The organism is Fimbriimonadales bacterium (genome assembly GCA_035559795.1).
Lineage (GTDB): Bacteria > Armatimonadota > Fimbriimonadia > Fimbriimonadales > ATM1 > DATMAR01.
In genome coordinates, this window is the sequence record DATMAR010000003.1 from 492,317 (window position 1) to 511,122 (window position 18,806).

The 18,806-nt window shown below is 46.8% G+C and carries 17 protein-coding genes; 13 read left to right on the forward strand and 4 right to left on the reverse strand.

Annotated elements, in window-relative coordinates:
- The first annotated feature begins 39 nt into the window (after positions 1 to 39).
- A complete protein-coding gene (locus VNK96_02925) occupies positions 40 to 489 on the forward strand; it encodes an SRPBCC family protein (GenBank protein ID HWP30665.1) in 450 nt (149 codons plus the stop codon).
- Here VNK96_02925 and VNK96_02930 read toward each other — a convergent pair.
- On the reverse strand, positions 486 to 770 hold the full coding sequence (locus tag VNK96_02930) for a MerR family transcriptional regulator (protein HWP30666.1): 285 nt from the start codon (positions 768 to 770) through the stop codon (positions 486 to 488). The two genes, VNK96_02925 and VNK96_02930, sit on opposite strands and share 4 nt — an antisense overlap.
- Positions 771 to 1,014: 244 nt before the next feature.
- Here VNK96_02930 and secE point away from each other — a divergent pair, with 244 nt between their 5' ends.
- From secE to rplA, 4 genes are read left to right on the forward strand one after another with little or no spacing between them, the layout of a single operon-like run.
- A complete protein-coding gene (gene secE, locus VNK96_02935; GenBank protein HWP30667.1) occupies positions 1,015 to 1,236 on the forward strand; it encodes a preprotein translocase subunit SecE in 222 nt (73 codons plus the stop codon).
- 2 nt (positions 1,237 to 1,238) lie between these two features.
- Entirely contained in the window at positions 1,239 to 1,766 is a 528-nt protein-coding gene (nusG, locus tag VNK96_02940) for a transcription termination/antitermination protein NusG (GenBank protein ID HWP30668.1), read from the forward strand.
- A 10-nt stretch (positions 1,767 to 1,776) separates the two neighbouring features.
- Positions 1,777 to 2,202 carry a 50S ribosomal protein L11 gene (rplK, locus tag VNK96_02945; GenBank protein HWP30669.1) on the forward strand — a complete coding sequence of 142 codons (426 nt, stop codon included), beginning with the start codon at positions 1,777 to 1,779 and terminating at the stop codon, positions 2,200 to 2,202.
- Between the two features lie 13 nt (positions 2,203 to 2,215).
- The gene (gene rplA, locus VNK96_02950) at positions 2,216 to 2,932 is read left to right on the forward strand and encodes a 50S ribosomal protein L1 (GenBank protein ID HWP30670.1); all 717 of its coding nucleotides are present in this window, start codon (positions 2,216 to 2,218) and stop codon (positions 2,930 to 2,932) included.
- Between the two features lies 1 nt (position 2,933).
- Here the strand turns inward: rplA and VNK96_02955 are convergent, their stop codons facing one another.
- Positions 2,934 to 4,457, reverse strand: coding sequence for a hypothetical protein (locus VNK96_02955; GenBank protein HWP30671.1), 1,524 nt, complete (start codon positions 4,455 to 4,457; stop codon positions 2,934 to 2,936).
- 66 nt (positions 4,458 to 4,523) lie between these two features.
- Here VNK96_02955 and VNK96_02960 point away from each other — a divergent pair, with 66 nt between their 5' ends.
- Positions 4,524 to 4,991 carry a hypothetical protein gene (locus VNK96_02960; protein ID HWP30672.1) on the forward strand — a complete coding sequence of 156 codons (468 nt, stop codon included), beginning with the start codon at positions 4,524 to 4,526 and terminating at the stop codon, positions 4,989 to 4,991.
- Positions 4,992 to 5,221: 230 nt separating this feature from the next.
- Here the strand turns inward: VNK96_02960 and polA are convergent, their stop codons facing one another.
- Positions 5,222 to 7,777, reverse strand: coding sequence for a DNA polymerase I (gene polA, locus VNK96_02965; protein ID HWP30673.1), 2,556 nt, complete (start codon positions 7,775 to 7,777; stop codon positions 5,222 to 5,224).
- A gap of 136 nt (positions 7,778 to 7,913) precedes the next feature.
- On the opposite strand from polA, the gene VNK96_02970 reads away from it, so the two are divergent.
- The 6 genes from VNK96_02970 to VNK96_02995 all read left to right on the forward strand — a co-directional run bounded on the left by VNK96_02970 (position 7,914) and on the right by VNK96_02995 (position 15,601).
- Positions 7,914 to 9,080, forward strand: coding sequence for an acyltransferase (locus tag VNK96_02970; protein ID HWP30674.1), 1,167 nt, complete (start codon positions 7,914 to 7,916; stop codon positions 9,078 to 9,080).
- 43 nt (positions 9,081 to 9,123) lie between these two features.
- Positions 9,124 to 10,125, forward strand: coding sequence for a Gfo/Idh/MocA family oxidoreductase (locus VNK96_02975; GenBank protein HWP30675.1), 1,002 nt, complete (start codon positions 9,124 to 9,126; stop codon positions 10,123 to 10,125).
- Between the two features lie 42 nt (positions 10,126 to 10,167).
- A complete protein-coding gene (locus VNK96_02980) occupies positions 10,168 to 11,544 on the forward strand; it encodes an MmgE/PrpD family protein (protein ID HWP30676.1) in 1,377 nt (458 codons plus the stop codon).
- A 13-nt stretch (positions 11,545 to 11,557) separates the two neighbouring features.
- Positions 11,558 to 12,655 carry a hypothetical protein gene (locus tag VNK96_02985; GenBank protein HWP30677.1) on the forward strand — a complete coding sequence of 366 codons (1,098 nt, stop codon included), beginning with the start codon at positions 11,558 to 11,560 and terminating at the stop codon, positions 12,653 to 12,655.
- 64 nt (positions 12,656 to 12,719) lie between these two features.
- Positions 12,720 to 12,926 (forward strand): heavy metal-associated domain-containing protein, encoded by a 207-nt coding sequence (locus tag VNK96_02990; protein ID HWP30678.1) that lies wholly within the window; start codon positions 12,720 to 12,722, stop codon positions 12,924 to 12,926.
- 41 nt (positions 12,927 to 12,967) lie between these two features.
- Complete coding sequence (locus tag VNK96_02995) at positions 12,968 to 15,601, forward strand: heavy metal translocating P-type ATPase (protein HWP30679.1); 2,634 nt, start codon at positions 12,968 to 12,970, stop codon at positions 15,599 to 15,601.
- Here VNK96_02995 and VNK96_03000 read toward each other — a convergent pair.
- Positions 15,585 to 17,741: a hypothetical protein gene (locus VNK96_03000; GenBank protein ID HWP30680.1), complete on the reverse strand. Its 2,157-nt coding sequence runs from the start codon at positions 17,739 to 17,741 to the stop codon at positions 15,585 to 15,587. The genes VNK96_02995 and VNK96_03000 overlap by 17 nt on opposite strands.
- 188 nt (positions 17,742 to 17,929) lie before the next feature.
- Here VNK96_03000 and VNK96_03005 point away from each other — a divergent pair, with 188 nt between their 5' ends.
- Positions 17,930 to 18,802, forward strand: a complete 873-nt coding sequence (locus VNK96_03005) for a hypothetical protein (protein ID HWP30681.1) — start codon at positions 17,930 to 17,932, stop codon at positions 18,800 to 18,802.
- Positions 18,803 to 18,806: the final 4 nt, after the last annotated feature.

The following is an 18,806-nucleotide window of genomic DNA, read 5'->3' on the forward strand; positions in this document are numbered from 1 at the left end:
CGTTTCACCCGGGGCTTCGTGTATCCTTAGGTTACCCACTTGCCAACGATTGAACTCACGAAAAGGATTTCGGCGCCTATCGAGCGCGTCATCGAGATCGCGCGCGACCATGCCAGTTACCCTCGATTTATGAAGGATGTCGAATCCGTGGAAGTTATTAAGGAGAGCGCCGATAAGTCAAAAACCCTTACACGCTGGGTTGGCCGTATTCCTCAATTCAATATGAAAGTCCGATGGACGCAGGAGGATTTTTGGGACGAAGACAAGAAGCGAATCGAATTCCGTCAGACTGAAGGAGATTACGACAGTATGAGCGGGTATTGGGAATTTCGAAAAGTCGGGGATGAGTCGGAGATCTACAGCCATTTAGAATACGAATACAACGTGCCGCTTCTGGGAAATCTGCTCCAAAAGGTGGTAAAGCACCTGGTCACGGCGAATTTGGACAGCATGCTCGAGGCGATCAAACAGCGGGCGGAAAGCGCTTAGGCGGCTTCCGTTAATTGCTCTTTTTGCTGAAGTTGGAGATATCTTCGTGCACCGGCAATGCTGTACATTTCGTCCCTCAAAAGTCGCTTCAAGGTGAAAACGACTTGGATATCTTGGGGGCGATAACGGCGTTGCCCTCCGCGCGTTCTTATGGGGCGCAAGAAATCGGAGAATTCGCTCTCCCAATAGCGAAGGGTATGAACCTCTATTCCTGTAATGGCGCTGGCAGTCTTTATGCTTACAGCGTCTGGAAATTGCTTTGTTCGTGAGTTTCTTGGCATTCTGTCATGGCTCCCAGAGAGAGGAGAGTCGTAGTGATTATCGGAAAAAACACCGTCGATTTGAAGGCTTTCCTGGCTAGGCACATCAAGATGCCCCGAGTTGAAACACCCAATGAGTTCTCACGGACAAAGGGCTCTTGCAGAACTGCCTTCATGCTTGCTTGTTTCGGGCGACCAAAAAGAAGTATGATAAGGATTCTCCCCCTCCCGAGCGGAGCAGAAAAAATTATATATGAGCAAAACGATGGAACCTACGTCCAAACTGCCAACCCCGGATTTAAGGAAAGGGATTAAGGCTTACTTTCAGGACGTCATTCGCGAGATGCACAAGGTCGTATGGCCTTCTCGCGCCGACACGATTCGCTTCACGATTATGGTGATTTTGGTTTGCGTGATTTTTATCATGTATTTATGGTTGTTCGGGCTACTTGTCGAATTCGTTTTTAACTTTCTTATTGGAGCATAGTTATGCCAGCGCATTGGTACGCCGTTCACACGATAGCAGGATACGAAAACAAAGTAAGCCAAATTATCAAAAGGGTCGCTGAAAAAGAGGGGCTTTGGAATAAAGAAATTTTCGAAATCTTAATCCCGACGGAGCAGACTTTACGCACCCGAGGCTCGAAACGGGAGGTTGCAGAAAGAAAAGTCTTTCCGGGTTACATTCTCGTTCGGATGAATTTAACAGAGGAGACGGAACGGCTCGTTAAACGAACCTATGGAGTTACCGGCTTCGTAAGCAGCGGAACTCGCCCTGTTCCGATGGACGATAAAGAAATCATGGGAATTTTGAAAAGGATAGACGAAAGCCGGGAGCGACCGACGGTTCCCTGGCAACGCGGTGATACTGTTCGCGTCGTGGAAGGACCTTTTGCAGACTTCCCGGGAAAGGTGGAAGAAGTAATTCCAGAACGAAATAAATTGAAAGTTTTATTGACGATTTTCGGTCGCGATACACCGGTCGAATTAGATTTCACCCAAGTCGAAAAAGTTTGAGGAATCAATCATGGCTAAAAAAGTAGTTGCGAATATCAAACTGAACATTCCCGCTGGGAAGGCGACACCTCAGCCCCCCATTGGACCTGCATTGGGGCAAGCAGGAATCAACATGATGGAGTTCATCAAGAAATTCAACGAAATGACGATGGACAAAATCGGCTTAACACTTCCTGTTGCTATCACGGTTTATGAGGACCGCTCGTATACTTTCGTTATCAAGCAACCGCTGGCGAGCGAATTATTGAAACAAGCCGCAGGAATCGAGAAAGGGAGCGGAAATCCTCTAAAAGAAAAAGTCGGAAAAATCAGCAAAGAGAAACTGCGGAACATTGCAACCCAAAAAATGCAGGACCTCAATACGGACGATGTCGAAAAGGCAATGAAAATCCTCGCAGGAACAGCCCGTTCGATGGGAATCGAAATTACCGATTAATAAGGATATAACGATGAGACAAACGATACGAAAAGAACCACATAGTCGAAGATATGCAGAAGCAAGAAAACTGAGCGACCGACTGACTCTTCATTCACCCGAAGAGGCAATTTCGCTCGTAAAGAAAGCGGCAACCGCCAAATTCGATGAAACCGTGAACCTCGCTGTACGATTAGGGATAGATCCGAAAAAGGGCGACCAAAACGTTCGCGGTATCTGCACCCTTCCGCACGGCACAGGGAAAAGCAGAAAGGTCGCCGTATTAGCCAAAGGCGAACTCGCCGAAATCGCCAAACAGGCAGGCGCGGATGAAGTGGGGGGGGACGAACTCGTAGAAAAAATTGCTGCGGGTTACAAGGATTTCGATATTCTGCTCGCTGCCGAGAACATGGCTCCTTCTCTCGCCAAAATCGGGCGTGTGTTAGGCCCGAAAACGCCGAATAAGAAAAACGGAACACTAACTAACGACCTCGCAAATGCCGTGCGCGAAATCAAGCAGGCAACGAGGGTGGAGTATCGCAACGACAAAGCAGGCATCGTACATATTCCCATTGGGAAATGTTCTTTTTCTGAAGAGCAACTCTTAGAGAACTTTTATGCTGCTATTCAGGCTTTGTATAAAGCAAAACCTCCAAGTGCGAAAGGAAAATATTTCGTTTCGATAACCCTAAGTAGCACGATGGGTCCCGGTTTCCGAGTAGACCCGGCGCTCGCGTTAAAAAACGTGTAATTCATTTTCCCCAGATATCCCAACGCACTGTGTCGATAGAAGTCGTCCATTCGGCTGGAACAGAACCTTTTTTCGTCCAAACCACACGAGCATGGATCGTTCCTTTTTGCGACTCCACGAATCGCGAAGCTCCGTCTTTGATCTCCATATATACTGTCGAGTCTTGAGTCGTGGCTGTTCGTGTATCCACTTCTTCGAATAAACCCGTTTGATAGTTTTTCAAGAACAGTTGTTGCGTAGCGCCACTTTGCGAGGAAGAACCTTCGAAAGTAAAAGCGAGTTCTTCTACGCTCAACAACGAGGAAATGCCTATAAAATCTACTTTAATTTCGACTCCTCCAATCGTTTGGCTCCGCGGACGTCGAACAACGATCGAATTGTCATCGCTGAAAAACAAATCTTCTAGTTCTCCTGTCAATAAATCTCCTCGAAGAACGGCAAAAGAAGAGGGAGAAACATAGATGACCCCCCCTCCGAACGGTGCTTTTGCTAGCCATCCTTCCGATTGCCCAGATGGATTCGTCCCATTCCCTACGACGCTAACAATACTGGATTGCATCCCCACATCATTCGACACTTCGAGAAACCATCCCTGAGGAACATCTATTCCGTTCGCCTTCAGCCAATCCGTCACCGTTCTCACTCCGTAGATTGCATCCCATATCATCGCTTTGCCCCCCCAACTTCCCACGATGACACTACCTTCGTGGGAACACGCGAGGGCAATCGTGTTGCTCGTCCCGAGGCCTTGCATCCCCGAAGTCAAAGTCCAACGAAAACCTTCGGGAACATTATTCGTCGTTAATCCATAACCCACGATGATTGTGCCATCTTCCGAGACGTCATAAGCGACACTCCCAAAAATCCCCCCCGGCAAATCTCCGATGCCTTGCATACCTGTGGCTTGCGTCCAACGAAAAGCCTCTTCGCCATTTCCTGAAGAGCTATAACCAACGACGGCAGAGCCGTTCCCGGATACACCGTAAGCAAAACTGTAATAGAATCCACCAGGCAATTCGCCCAAACCTTGCATCCCGGTACTTTGTGTCCACCGAAAGGCCTGGTCACCTATATCCGAGAAACTAAACCCCACTACGACAGAACCATCAGCAGAGACCCCGTATGCGATGCTATAAAAGAACCCCCCAGGAAGAAAGCCTAAGCCTTTCATCCCCCCCTCCTGTGTCCATCTAAAGGCTTCCCATCCATTAGAAGAATTGCTTATTCCAACTAAGACAGAGCCATCTGAAGAACAATCGTATGCAGAACTCGAAAATCCCCCCCCACTCAAATCGCCGATGCCCTGCATTCCGGTGCTTTCTGTCCATCTAAACGCTTCATCGCCATTGCTCGAATGACTCGTGCCCACGGCAACACTTCCATCCCATGAAACTCCATTTGTGTAACTAACGGTACTCCCCCCCGGTAAATCTCCCAGCCCGTTAAAAGAACCTTGCGCAAAATGACAAGAATGGATTACAGAACACGCAACACTAACGAACAGACGCGCGCACAGTATTAACATTTCGTCTCCGTCCCGAAATAGTAATTTCTAATCTTATATCATACTCTCTCAGGGTAAATTGCGGATATGGAACAAAGCGCGAATTGGAAAAAGTCATACCTCGAGGTGTTTCGAGAAGCATTTCTGGTTCGAGACATTGACGAAGGCGGATGGGTATTAGATCCCGGAGAAAGTTTCCCAGAAACCCTCAACGCTATTAGTGCGGAAGAGGCATCGAAACGCGTGAAAGACTGCAACTCCATTGCAGCGCATGTAGACCATCTACGTTTCGCGCTGAATCGCGCAAACCGTTATGCCAGAGATGAAGAGCCGACGGAGAGTTGGGAAGTTTCTTGGCAAAATCAAACGATAGACGAAGGCAATTGGGAAATTTTGAAAAACGACCTACGTAGAGAATACGAAGAGTTCGGAAAATTCGTCGAAGAAAACGATAATTGGAGCAACGAAGCTCTTCTAACAGGTACGATTGCTCAACTCTCTCATATTTATTATCATCTCGCGTCTATACGGCAACTGATGAAAGTCGTGAAGTAGCCCGAACGATAACGCTCTAAAATCAGGTGATAACTCTGAAATTTTTTCTTCGACCTCACCCCATAAGGAACTTATCGTGTAAATAACATAATGCGTTCCCAAACAGAGTTTGAGAACGAGAGGCGGGGACTCTTAGAACATGAAACTTGTAGGAGCGCCATGAGGCGCGATGAGATGATTCGACCATTTCTATAACCCGCAATAAAACATTCTCTAAAATCTCGATGCCCCTAACAATCTTTCATTTCCTCCATCTCGAGCCAATTCGGTCCGATTTCGACATCCACCTCCACAGGCACTTCGAGGGGAATTGCATTTTCCATAATTTCTTTTATACGCTTTATCAATGAAAGTTCAGAAGGGTCGCATTCGAAAACGAGTTCGTCATGCACTTGGAGAATCATTTTCGTGTTCTTACCTCGCAACAATTCACCGGCTCTAATCATCGCAATTTTTATCATGTCTGCCGATGTCCCCTGTATAGGAGCATTGATTGCCTGCCTCTCCGCATAGGCTCTCGCCACTCGATTACCGGCGTGAATGTCGGGGAAGTACCTTTTGCGCCCTGTAAGTGTCGTCGTATATCCTTTCGTCCGTGCTTGACGAAGCACCTCTTCGGTAAAGGCTTTTACTCTCGGAAATCTTCGAAAATACTGTTCGATCATTTCCTTCGTTTCTGCTACGGAGAACGCCCCCCCGAACTGACTCGCGAGCCCGAAATCCGTAACGCCATATAAAATCGCATAGTTCAAAGTTTTTGCGTATCTGCGATGCTCCGGGCTCACTTTTTCTATCGGCTCGTTCCATATCTTCGACGCAGTCAGAGTATGAACGTCTATCTTGTTTCGAAACGCCTCGACGAGTATCGGGTCCTTGCTCATATGAGCAAGAATGCGCAACTCGATTTGCGAATAATCTAAAGCGGCGAGAACTTTTCCTTCATCCGCAACGAACGCCCTTCGTATTTCTCTCCCCAACTCCGTGCGTATCGGAATGTTTTGCAAATTCGGTTCGATGCTGCTTAGGCGACCTGTCGCTGCGACAGTTTGGCTATAGGTCGTATGGATTCTGCCGTCATCCGCAATCAAACGAGGCAGAACGTCTACATATGTGTTTTTCAGTTTGGAAAGTTCCCTCCATGCCAAAATTTCTCTGACGATTTCGTGTTCGGCAGCCAGTTGGATTAAGACTTCAGCGCTCGTAGAAAAACCCGTCTTCGTTTTTTTTCCCGTCGGGATTTTCATTTCTTCGAAGAGAACTCTACGAAGTTGCTGAGGAGAGGCTATATTGAATTCCGTTCCCGCAATTTCGAAGATTCTTCTTTGGGTGTTTTCCAAAGTTGCAGTTAATGATTTGCCGTATTCCTCCAGCATTTTCACATCTACTTTTACACCGACGTTTTCCATTTCCGCTAAAACAGGCGTTAAAGGTAATTCGATATTTCGATACACATCATATGTTTCCTCTTCATGCAATCTGTCGCTCAGCACCGTGCGCAATCGGTATAGAGCAGCGACCTTTTCTTCCGGTGTCACAGGTGTGGGGATTTCTAAATAACTTTGCGCTAAACCTTCCAATAAATAACTTCCACGACCAGGGAGCAACACATAAGCGGCAAGCAATGCATCGAAACCTACCGGCTCATAAAAACGATATCTTTTCAGAAAAGGTTTGGCATCGAAAAAGATAGAATTCCTGCAATCCGCAAGCAAGCGTTCGATAAATCGCGTGTCGAAAGTTTTTATTTCCTCCCCGATGCAAGCATATCCCTTGCCATTTTCTTCCCATATCGCATAAAAGTTTTCGCCTATCCATTTCCTCAACGCTTCGTGGCCCGTCACGTGGACTGCCTTAGGTGCTTCGTAAGGCTCGACCGCTAAAGATAACTGACTCGGTTTACTATCCACTAAATAAGGCGCAAGCACTTGCGGCAAACGTTTGAGATGAAGACGAAATTCCAAACTCTGAAGAATTTTTTGAATCTCGAACAACTGCTTTTGCGTAACTCTATACGGGGTGAACTTTACCGAAATTTCTAAATCGCAAACGAGCGTAGATAAACGTTTGTATTCTTTCAAATAAGGAAGTTCCGGTTCTAGTTTTGCGCGATATTTCGGTTCTACTTCGTCAATTTTTTTCGCGAGAGTTTCGATGTTTTTATATTTCTGCAATAAATACGACGCCGCCTTTTCCCCGATTCCCCGCACACCCGGAATGTTATCGCTTGGGTCCCCCACCAATGCTTTGTAATCGGTCATTTGCGACGGTTCGATGCCGTATCTTTTTTTGACCGCCTCTTTGTCGTAAATTACGACGTCGCTCATCCCCGTACGAGGTGTCATCACACGAATATGCGAATCGACTAACTGCAATCCATCCAAATCTCCACTGACGATGAGAACTTCGTATCCTTCTGTTTCTGCTTGCTTCGCCAATGTTCCAATGACGTCATCCGCTTCGTAACCGACCACTTCGATGCCAGGAATTCCGAATGCGTTCACTAAATCGCGAAATTGCGAAAGTTGTTCCTTCAAATCATCAGGTGCTTCTGCCCGTTTTGCTTTGTACTCCGCATATTCGGCATGGCGAAATGTTTTTCCAGGCGCATCGAATGCAACGATTATAGAGTAAGGCTTTTCCCGCTCCAATAGTAAAAAAAGCATGCTAACAAATCCGAACAATGCATTCGTAGGTCTCCCGTCGCTCGTGCTGAGGTAGCGAGTTCCGTAAAAGGCTCGAAATAAAAGGCTGTACCCGTCAATTAGAACTACTTTTTTTCGAGCCACGAGAAAAATAGTACCTTTCCCTCGGGTAATTTCCCTGCGGAAATGGGAGGACTATAACGACTTCCGCTTCTCGGCTTGCATCTATATCGTCCTTTGATTTAGAGCGGTTTGTATTCACGGAGGAATCCTTCGTCTCGTGTCAATAGCATTAACAAAAGCGTCAGCCAGCGTCGAGGAAGCGCATGCCGCAGTTTCGGTAGAAAGAAACGTCGCCTTCGACATTTTTAAAGGCTTGGCAATTCTCGAGGTGATTTTACACCATACACTCGGCTTTTCCGCTTCCGAATTCGCAATCAAGGGAACTGCTCAATGGTGGACGTATTTCATTTTGCAAAGGATTTTCCATTTCGCGGTTCCTGCATTCCTTTTGCTTTCTGCGCTTTTGATGACGAAAAGCCTTCTTGAGAAAGGGCAAACGGATTGGAAACATTTTTACACGAGAAAAGCAAAAACTATTCTTTATCCTTACATCCTATGGACTTTTCTTTATATCACCATGCGCTCTTTCACGCCAGATTTTCAGATGGAATTGACATCGGTTCAATTCGCTTTTCTTACATTTCCTTTCCCGACACTTCTTTCGAATGCATCGGATGTCGTTCGGATTTTTTTAGCCGGCAAAGCCTTCTATCATCTTTACTTCTTAGCAATTCTTTTACAACTCATCCTCATCTTTCCCGTTTTGTTTTATTGCGTGAGGAAAACTTCCTGGAAATTGGGGCATTGGTTGATGCTCGCATTATCCTTGCAAGTAGGCATTTATGCAATCCTTTGGTTTTTCAGAAACTGGATATGGCAATGGTTCCCCTATCCGGCATCGACGGTTTTTTGGTACATCCCCCCCATACTGTTAGGACTTTATTTAGGAATGCATTGGCAGAGATGGAGAGAGATCTGGCAAAAATCTCGCGTCCCGTTCGGCATTTTTGCAACCGCTGCTTTATCGTTATATTTGTTTTGCGAATGGTTATTCGTAATGAAAGGGTCGGTCAATAGTAGGGTACTCAATTGTGCCTTCATCGTCTATTGCACCAGTATTTCGTTCCTTTTGCTCGGACTATCGAATTCGTTGAGCAAAAATGGGAGATTGCGTTCTTTTCTTTCAAAAGTCGGAGAGAAATCTCTGGGGCTCTATTTGATTCATCCTGCAGTCCTCGCCATTTTGAAGAGAAGCTCGATAAGCGATGCTTTGAGCATTTTGCCCTTTTCGTTTTTCATAACTTTTTTCCTGACTTTAGGAGGAACTTGGATTATCGTTGAGGGTATCTACCGCTTGAAATTTAATAAACTTCTATTTGGATGATAATATAAGATGCCAGAATCATACAGGAAAAAACTTTAAAAGAATGAGTCAAACGATACGAATAGGAATTATCGGATGCGGTGGGTTTGCCGGAGTACATGCTCGCAGACTGCGAACAATCCCTGATGTGGAAGTCGTCGGACTCGCAGACAGCAATCTCGATGCCATAAAAAACTTTCAAGAAAAATGGTTCGCAGATGTACCGAGCAAACCTCAATCCTTCGATAACGATGCAGCCATGCTCGAAGCGACGAGACCCGACGCGGTCATCATCGTCACCCCTCATTCTCTTCATTTCGAGCAAGCCCGAAAGGCGCTGAATTTCGGATGCCATGTTCTCGTGGAAAAGCCGATGGTAACGAATTCTCGAGATGCAAAAGAATTATCCGAATTAGTTGGAACTACGAAAAAAGTGCTCGTAGTTGGATACAACACTCCGTGCACTCATCCCGTTAGAAAAATCCGTGAACTCGTGCGCAGCGGCGAACTGGGAGAACTTCAACTCGTAAGCGCATATATTTCTCAAGATTGGTTGCGATACACGAAAGACACTTGGAGACTCGAGCCCAACATCTCCGGTGGGGGCTTCATCATGGACAGCGGTGCGCACCTCTTAGCGACACTGCTGTTTTGCGTGGAACAACCCATAAAAAATGTTTATGCTGAAACAGAGAACCTCGGGCAAAACGTGGAAATCAACGGCACTTTTGTTGCGTGCTTCGAAAAAAATGTTTATGCGAATTTTTCTTTTGCCGGCAATTGCAGTTCCGATGGAGGGCATATCGCTTTTTTCTTCGAAAACGGAAAAATCGAAAGCGATGGTTGGTCGGGTTCTTTCGCGAAAATATTTAGACGAAGTCAAGTAGAAGTGGAAGAAATCACGAACACACCCGATGCGACTCCGACTCATAATTTCATTTATTCGATCCTCGGGAAAGAAGAACCTTTCAGCACAGTGGCGTTAGGGAATCGGCTCGCAAACTTCATGACCGCACTTTATGAATCTGCTCGTTCCAAGAAAAGCATCGACTTAGTTACCATTTGATAAAATCCCATACGAGGTAATCTTGGAAAAAGGAGAAACGAAATGAATTTGGCAGAAAAAATCGCCGATTACTGTGCAAAGTTCCGTTACGAAGATTTGCCATCCGATACAGTGCATGAAGCGAAGCGCAGAATGATTGACTCTTTGGGATGTGCAATGGGTGCGTTTCTCGAAGAACCTCCGAAAATAGCGCGGGAAATCGCACGCTCGTCAACGAGTGAATTCGCTGCTACGGTTTTCGGCACTCCCCATCGCACAACCCCGGAACTCGCCGCTTTCGCCAACGGAGTGATGGTTCGATATCTCGATTTCAATGACACATATCTGAGCAAAGAGCCCGCGCATCCGAGTGATAACATTCCCGGACTTTTAGCGATAGCAGAAGCATTCGATTGCGACGGCAGAGACTTGATTGCGGCTATCGTTTTGAGTTATGAAATTCAATGTCGTTTGTGCGATGCCTATTCCATTCGCGCTAAAGGTTGGGATCATGTAATTTATGGCAATTTCTCCGTCCCTGCTGGGTGCGGTTATCTTTTAGGATTTTCTCCGGAACATTACGTTCACGCATTCGGGCTTGCAGCGACACCGAACAATGCTATGCGGATCACACGAGCAGGAGAATTAAGCATGTGGAAAGGCTGTGCATTCGCAAACGCGAGCCGAAATGGAGTTTTTGCAACGCTCCTTGCCCATCTGGGAATGACAGGTCCTGCTCCTATCTTCGAGGGGGAAATGGGATTTTTCGACCAAATCTGTCGTGGAGAAAAGTTTTCTATCGAAAAATGGGGGGGCAGAAACGGCGAACCCTTTATGATTTCGAAGACATACATAAAAAAATATCCAGCGGAATATCATAGTCAAAGCGCGATTGACGCAGCATTGGAAATCGTCCGAGAAAAAGGAGGAACTTTCTCTTCAGACGAAGTAGAAAGCATCGAGATATCGACTTTCACAGCAGGATGGGAAATCATAGCGAAGGACCCCGAAAAAAACCGCCCGAAAAGTAGGGAAACCGCGGACCACAGTCTTCAATACATAACCTGCGCCGCTTTGGCGGATGGAACGATTTGGCACGATACCTTCGAAGAAAAACATTTCACCGACGAACGGATTTTGAGTCTCGTGGATAAAACTCGCGTCATCCCTGATTCAGCATTCGACAAAGTTTATCCTCAGGGGGGGATTCCGAATCGTGTAAGAGTGAAATTGAAAAACGGAAAAGTTTTCGAAAAAGAGGTTGCCGCCCCCAAAGGACACGCGCTCAATCCGATGAGCGATGAGGAAGTGCTTGCAAAATTCTATCGAATGGCAGAACCCGTATTGAGAAAATCGCAAATAGAGGAAGCCTTGGAAAGGCTATGGGCTCTCGAAGAAGAAGCAGACCTTACATCGCTTCTCATGAATTTCGTCATATAAAAAGCCTTAGAACATGTCACATATCGAAGTTCGCAGATTCGGGGTAATCATGGAGCCCGAATCTGGAAATCCCCTCGAAGAAGGAGGAGTCCTTAATCCCGCTTGTGCTCGAAATAAAAATGGTGAACTCTTTCTTTTTCCCCGTCTTGTAGCAAAAGGAAACTATTCGCGAATTGGAATTTGCAAAATACTTTTCGATGACGATGGCAATCCGATGGGAGTGGAAAGGCTCGGCATCGCTCTCGAACCGAAAAAAGAATACGAAAAAAGGGGTTGTGAAGACCCGCGAATTACTTATATTTCCCGCCTCGAACACTACGTAATGACATACACCGCGCTCTCTGCGCACGGTCCGCGCATTGCCATCGCAATTTCAGAAGACCTTTTTCATTGGGAGCCGATGGGTCTTGCAAGGTTCCATCCCTTCAGAAAAATAAATTTTGCCGAAATTGACAACAAAGACGGAGTCCTTTTCCCTGAACCCGTTCCGGGAGTAACAGGGAAACCATCGTTTGCGATGATTCATCGCCCTCACTTTCCAGAAACACAACTCGCGAAAGTCGCGCAACTTCCACGACCTCGTGTGATCGACCTCGAAAAAGAAAGTCTGTGGATTTCCTATTCCATTTGCCCCCCCGAACATCTTGACAAGGCTCGACAATGTAAAGGACTTTGCCAATTTCATGAACATCACCGCATAGCAGCCCCTGTAGAACCATGGGAACGCTTGAAAATAGGGGCAGGTACTCCACCGGTACAATGCAAATTCGGATGGTTAGTTTTATATCACGGTGTTTGTCACGCAGACACTGATGAGAACAGATTTCGTTATTCTGCTGGCATGCTCGTTCTCGATGCCCACGACCCTCGGATCATCCTCTACCGAAGTCGAGAGCCCGTCTTCGAACCCGAACTCGAGGAAGAAAAAGACGGCTTCGTGCCCAACGTGGTCTTTCCGACTGCTATAGACCAACGGATAGACTTAGGCCAACCGAACCGCTACGACGTTTACTACGGAATGGCAGATACGCGAATAGGAGCACTTTCGCTTACCCTTCCTGACTCCCTTCCACCCGAGGCGAAGAAAGACCCGCATCTCGGAAAAGTCTAACCTCAAAAAGGATATAATTCTAAACGGCAGGTGTTGTTTAAAACACACTATAGAGGTGAATTTTATGCAAATCATTCTGAAATGCGAAGACCTTCATTGTTCGTCATGCGCTGAGAGTGTCAAAAAGGCATTAAATGCACTCGAAGGAATCGAAAGGATCGAAGTGGACCTCGATGAACAAACCGTAATTGTCGACTTCGAGCCCCCCCTCGACGAAGAACGTATTAAAATCACTTTGGAAGAAGCTGGATTCCCACCGGTTCCTGCATAAAATACAATCTGGATTTTTTGAATTAATCTCTAAATAAACCCATGACGAGCACGCAAATCATTACACTTATTTCAGGAAGCGGGCTCATCGCGCTCATCTATTGGTTCTTCTTCGGTCCGAGAAAAGCCGAAAAAGCGAAAGTTACTTCCGGTGTACAAGAAGTTCGCATCGTCGTAAGCGGTGCATATTCTCCATCGAGGATTAGCGTGGAAGTCGGCAAACCCGTTCGCTTAATTTTCGACCGACAAGAAGACGACCCATGTTCGGAACAAGTGCTGATTCCGGAATTTCGAATCCAAAAAGATTTACCTGCGTTTCGACAAACTTCAGTCGAATTCACACCCGACAAAGTGGGTGAATTCCGTTTCACATGCGGCATGGGGATGTATCAGGGAACGCTCATCGTCCAAGAATCTCCGGAAAGTCGAGTAGCCCCCCCTAAAGAAACCCATGCAGCCCAACCGCAAAACACTCGTCGTATAGAACTCGCGATTAAAGGAATGACATGCGCCGCGTGTGTGAATCGCGTGGAAAATGCATTGAAAAAAGTCCCCGGAGTTTCCTCGTGCCACGTAAACCTCGCAACGGAAACTGCGATCGTCGAATGCTCCCCGGAAGTAAGCCCTCAACAACTCATCGCCGCGGTAGATAAAACGGGATATTCGGCAGAACTTTACAAACACGACGAACAAGAAGAAACGCAGGAAAGAAATCGCGCCGTTCGTCTTTTAGGAATTAAATTTTGGGTCGGAATTCTATTGACCGCACCGCTTATCATCGGCACGAATGTCCCAGGAATTCCTCATCCACCCATGTGGCTACAACTTTTGTTGACAACTCCGGTTATGGCTTGGGTGGGGGGGACAATATTCGTTCAAGCCGCGAAAGCATTGCGATATCGTGCCGCGGATATGAATACCCTCATAGCAATCGGAACAGGGGCTGCCTATACGTACAGCATATTCGCAACATTTTTCGCTGATACTCTAAAGAATGCGGGACTCGAACCAGCAGGTTATTACGAAGTCGCCGCCGCGATTATCTCTCTCACGATTTTAGGCAAATGGCTCGAAGCGCGAGCAAAAAGCGGCACTAGCGAAGCCATTCGCAAACTTTTACAATTACAGCCCAAAACTGCAAGAGTAATACGAGAGGGAAAAGAAGTCGAAATCCCCTTAAATAAAGTGCAGAAGAATGACATCGTAATCGTTCGCCCCGGAGAAAAAATTCCTGTGGATGGAGTTGTTATCGAGGGGGAAAGTGCGGTGGATGAAAGCATGCTCACCGGTGAGAGCATTCCTGTGGATAAAGGTGTCAACTCGAAAGTTTATGGAGGCACTCTCAACCAACAAGGCGCATTGAAAATCAAAGCGACGGGCGTGGGGGAAGAAACAGCGCTCGCGCGAATCGTACAACTCGTAAGACAAGCGCAAGGCTCACGTGCACCGATTCAAAAATTGGCAGACAAGGTAACAGGCATTTTCGTGCCCGTCGTTTTGATGATAGCGGTAGCGACCTTTACGATATGGTTCGGTGTTGTCAATACGACATTCACGCATGCCATGGTGTATTTCGTAGCCGTTTTGATTATCGCTTGCCCATGTGCGCTCGGATTGGCAACACCCACAGCAGTCACTGTCGGAGTCGGTCGCGCTGCCCAATTCGGAGTTTTGATTCGTGATGCAGAAGCGCTCGAAAAACTGACACATGTCCAAATCGTCGTTTTGGACAAAACCGGCACGATAACGAGAGGCAAACCGGAAGTTACCGAAATAGTCGCACAAGGAATCTCGGAAGACGAGGCATTATCCCTCGCTGCTGCAGTCGAATCGCAAAGCGAACATCCTTTGGCACTCGCTGTCGTCAACGCGGCAAAAGCGAAAAAACTGACAATTCCTAAGGTATCGAATTTCCATGCGATTACCGGAAAAGGAATCGAAGGACAAATCAACGGCAAAAAAATCGTCGTAGGTACACACCGACTCTTCGATGAGCTGGGTATTTCCCTCGACGGTTTGGCAGAAAAAGCCAATGAATTAGCAGCGGAAGGTCGCACTTCGGTCTTTCTCTCGATTGACGGAAAAACACAGGCGGTGCTTGCGATTCGAGATACACCGAAAGAAGAAGCAAAAGATGCGATTGCGAGATTGAAAACCCTCGTCGAACAAATTTGGATGATAACAGGTGACAACGAACAAACTGCGAAAGCGATTGCGAAAGAAGTGGGTATCGAACTTGTTATGTCTCAAGTGCTTCCCGAACACAAAGCGGCGAAAATTCAAGAACTCCAAGCAGAGGCATCTTCTGAAAATCGCACCCGCAAACTCGTTGCGATGGTGGGGGATGGAATCAACGATGCGCCCGCCTTAGCGCAAGCAGATGTCGGAATCGCGATGGGCTCGGGGACAGACATCGCAGTCGAAACAGCGGATGTAACTTTGATGCGCAGCAACCTTCACGGCGTGCCCGATGCGATACTCCTCAGCCGAAGAGTGATGAAGACGATTAAACAAAATCTCTTTTTTGCATTCGTTTACAACACGCTCGGAATTCCTCTTGCTGCCATAGGTTTTTTGAATCCTATCATCGCTTCGGCGGCAATGGCGCTTTCCAGTGTTTCTGTCGTAAGCAACGCTTTGCGCTTGCGCAAATATAAAATCAAAACCAATCCTTAAGCCTCTTAACCTTCCTCGTGCGACGGTGTCGGAGTATAGGCGTATCTAATAATACTAAAAACGAGGCATTCCAACTCGAAAGAATCTCCCTTACTTCTCGAGGCTTCCCTTCTGTGATTCGAAAGCGGTATTCCATCCAACCGGGAGCCGATGACACGAAATTCGTATGCCAATAGTTATTGAAAAGATTTACCGCTATAACTCCATTTTGTCCCTCTATATTTTTCCCCCATTTTCCTGTGTTCGGACCGCCGAAATGAACGAGCGGTGCATCGGGAGTCCAAAACCCTATGGATGTATTTTCCTCGCAAACTATTTCGACCCCCCCTTGAACCACATGCCAGTCTTTGCAGGCATTCGGAAGTTCGTCTATTCCTGGACGGTGCCAAAAACCTCCCGTTTCTGCCCATACCTCCTTCGCTTTTGTCCATTCGAACCTCACGAAATCCGCGTGAGGTTTTCGAACCTCCGAACGCTTTCCGTGAAGAATGCATTCCATCACCTCGAATTCCTTCCACTTTCTAACCTCCGCCGAGAGTGTTTCCCAATTCGGCGTGCGAATACTCCATATCGAGGTAAGCCAAAGAGGCGTCTCGAACGAATTAATGAATTCGCATTCCCCATCGACTCGCTTGATCTCCGGATTTTCTTGGTCGCGCAAATCGTAGCGAGAACCGAGCGGTTCTTCGTAAATAAATTCGAACGGCATTTCCATTCGCAAATCGGATGGCTTTCTAAATTCTTTCGGAATAAACTCATGTTGTTTCAGAGTTATTAACTTCTCTTGTCTTTCTCTCGTGCCCTCCTCGAGCGGGAAGGGGGGGACGAATAGGATGCATCGCGCTTGCTTCCAAGGTTCATCCGGAAAATGCACGAATGCTCGAACGTTTATAGGGTTATCTTCGAATACAATCTCCCCCTCTTGAGAAAATTCCCACCGCGGAATCTCGATTTCGATACAATCCTGAACATGGTTTCCGTTCGGAAAGAAAATCGCACTCCCTTCTTTTCGTGCCCTTTCCAACGCCTCGTCCGCAAGGTTGCTCGACTCTTCGTATGCAAAATGTGCGCAAAGTCCTTTCTCGAACCATTGCCTTTTCGAATCCGGCGCTTCCGGTTCGCTAATCGAACGCCAACTTCCGAAAGTGTGTTCGAAATAAAGCCAACTATTTCGTTGAACCTCGTCGAAAACGCTTCCCGTTCGTTTCTCTTTTTCTTGTAAAAGTGTTTCAACCGCTCGCAGTTTTCTTCTCGCTTCGTATGCGCGCTGAGTTTCCAATGGAGCAGAAAGATGCCCATCCGACCACCAATCGGGAAGCGTCCCACGATATTCCGGCAAATTCTGCGCTTTCGATTCCAAATCGTCGAAAAACTCGTCAATCGTAGAGCATACGAATTCTATGCCCGTTTCTTTTTTGTGATTTTCGTTCCACCATCGAGACATTTCGCTCATCCATAAACCCGGTGTTGCGTTGTCATCAAGACTTCCACCACCTTGTAATAAGCAGACAGGCAGCGAATAATTGACCTTTTCGAGTTCTTCTCGAAACTTCTTCACGCCCTCGATAAATTTATCCTTTCCTTCGTGCATCCGCAGTTCGTTCGCGCGCAAATAAATGAATCCATTGAAAACGAGAATCTTCCCCCCCGATTCTCCGCGCCAATAAAATGCATTCGGGCGCTCGAAAGGATAGCCCCCTCTATCCGTATTAATTGCCAAAACGAATCGTGTAACTCCGATTTCGTTCAGCAAATCCGGAAGAAGGGCTGTAATGCCGTTAACATCGCATTGCATGCCGCTGCGCAAAGGAAGTCTGTGTTCATCGCAGAATTTTTTCGATTTCGAAAGAAGTCTCCGCCAATCCGTTGCATCTAAATGGTCGGAACCATGAAAATAAGTAGCGGCAATCGAGATTCGCCCCCGTTTTACGTATTCGAAAAATTTGTCGGGAAAAGGATACGAATGGCGAAGAGCCTCGTCCAAGGGCCAAAAGCATTCCACAGTCCAGCGAAAATCGCTGTCCTTTTCGCAGTATTCGATCGCTTGCGCCAAATTTCGCATTTGAAGTCGCCAGACTTCGTCTCGGGGATGGGTGTATCCCAAATCGGTATGAGAATGCTGGACGAAATGCACTTTCATAACTCGCAATTCTAACCCTTTAGAGTCGCGATAATTCTCTCGAGATTCTATCTTGCTAACGATTGCTCCTTGAAAAATCCATCACCTTAATTGCGTATTACAGTTCACGCGCCTGACGGTGCTCCTACGAGATTTCCTCTGTTTCGCAAGAGAAGTGTTTATTCCGGACAGGCGGTAAACTTTCTTCGGTGCGCGTCCTTTTTATACTCGCCATCTCGTGCCTATCCTGCATCGTCTTTTCCCAGGCGCCTTATGTTACGTTTTCTGCCGATTTGAACCCCCAACTCCGATTCGATAGTAGAGGACACGGAAAACTATATTGGTATGACGATACGGGCAACTATTCCCGTGCTCGATTGAATGTTTTTTTGGAAAACGACTGGGTCCTTCGCATCCGTCAAAAACTCGCGCGCATCAACAATGACCCTGACAACTCGGGAATAGACGAACTCTTCTTGGAGAGAGCCTCCGAATGGCGATTCGGGAAACAGTATCTTCCATATGGTTCGAATCGAATTCTAAAAGAAAACGGATGGAGTGTGCGCTTAGATACAGAACTCGCATTCGCCGATTTACCCTTGGTTATCTCTTTCACTACGAATGGAAAAGGACGTCAGCAAGGAGTCGTACTGCGAATCGGAGATTGGTTCGGAATATCCGCAGCAATCGGAAGTCATTTCGGAATCAACGCAACTTCGTTCACACAACTGCAACTCCCCGAGGAAGCGCTCGGTACAGGAAGAGGTTATCGCTTTATTTATGGCCTCGATGTCACGCGAAAGTTTCGAGCATTGCAAATCAGCGGAGAATATCTTCAAATGCGAAGACCGCATATCTTTTTAGATAGAGAAGACGACATTGTAAATTTGTTAGTGCGCTATGAGTTTCCGTTCGGTCCTGCGCTCGAAGCAGAAGGGACAGTCGCAACCCAAAGCAAGCGAGAAAACTTAAAAATCTCATCGCAAATTCCTTTATCGAGAGAATTGTTTCTCGTACCTATGGCGATCTTTCGAAAACGAACCGGCACGATTTACGGTATCTCTGCTCAAGTGCGTTTATAAATCT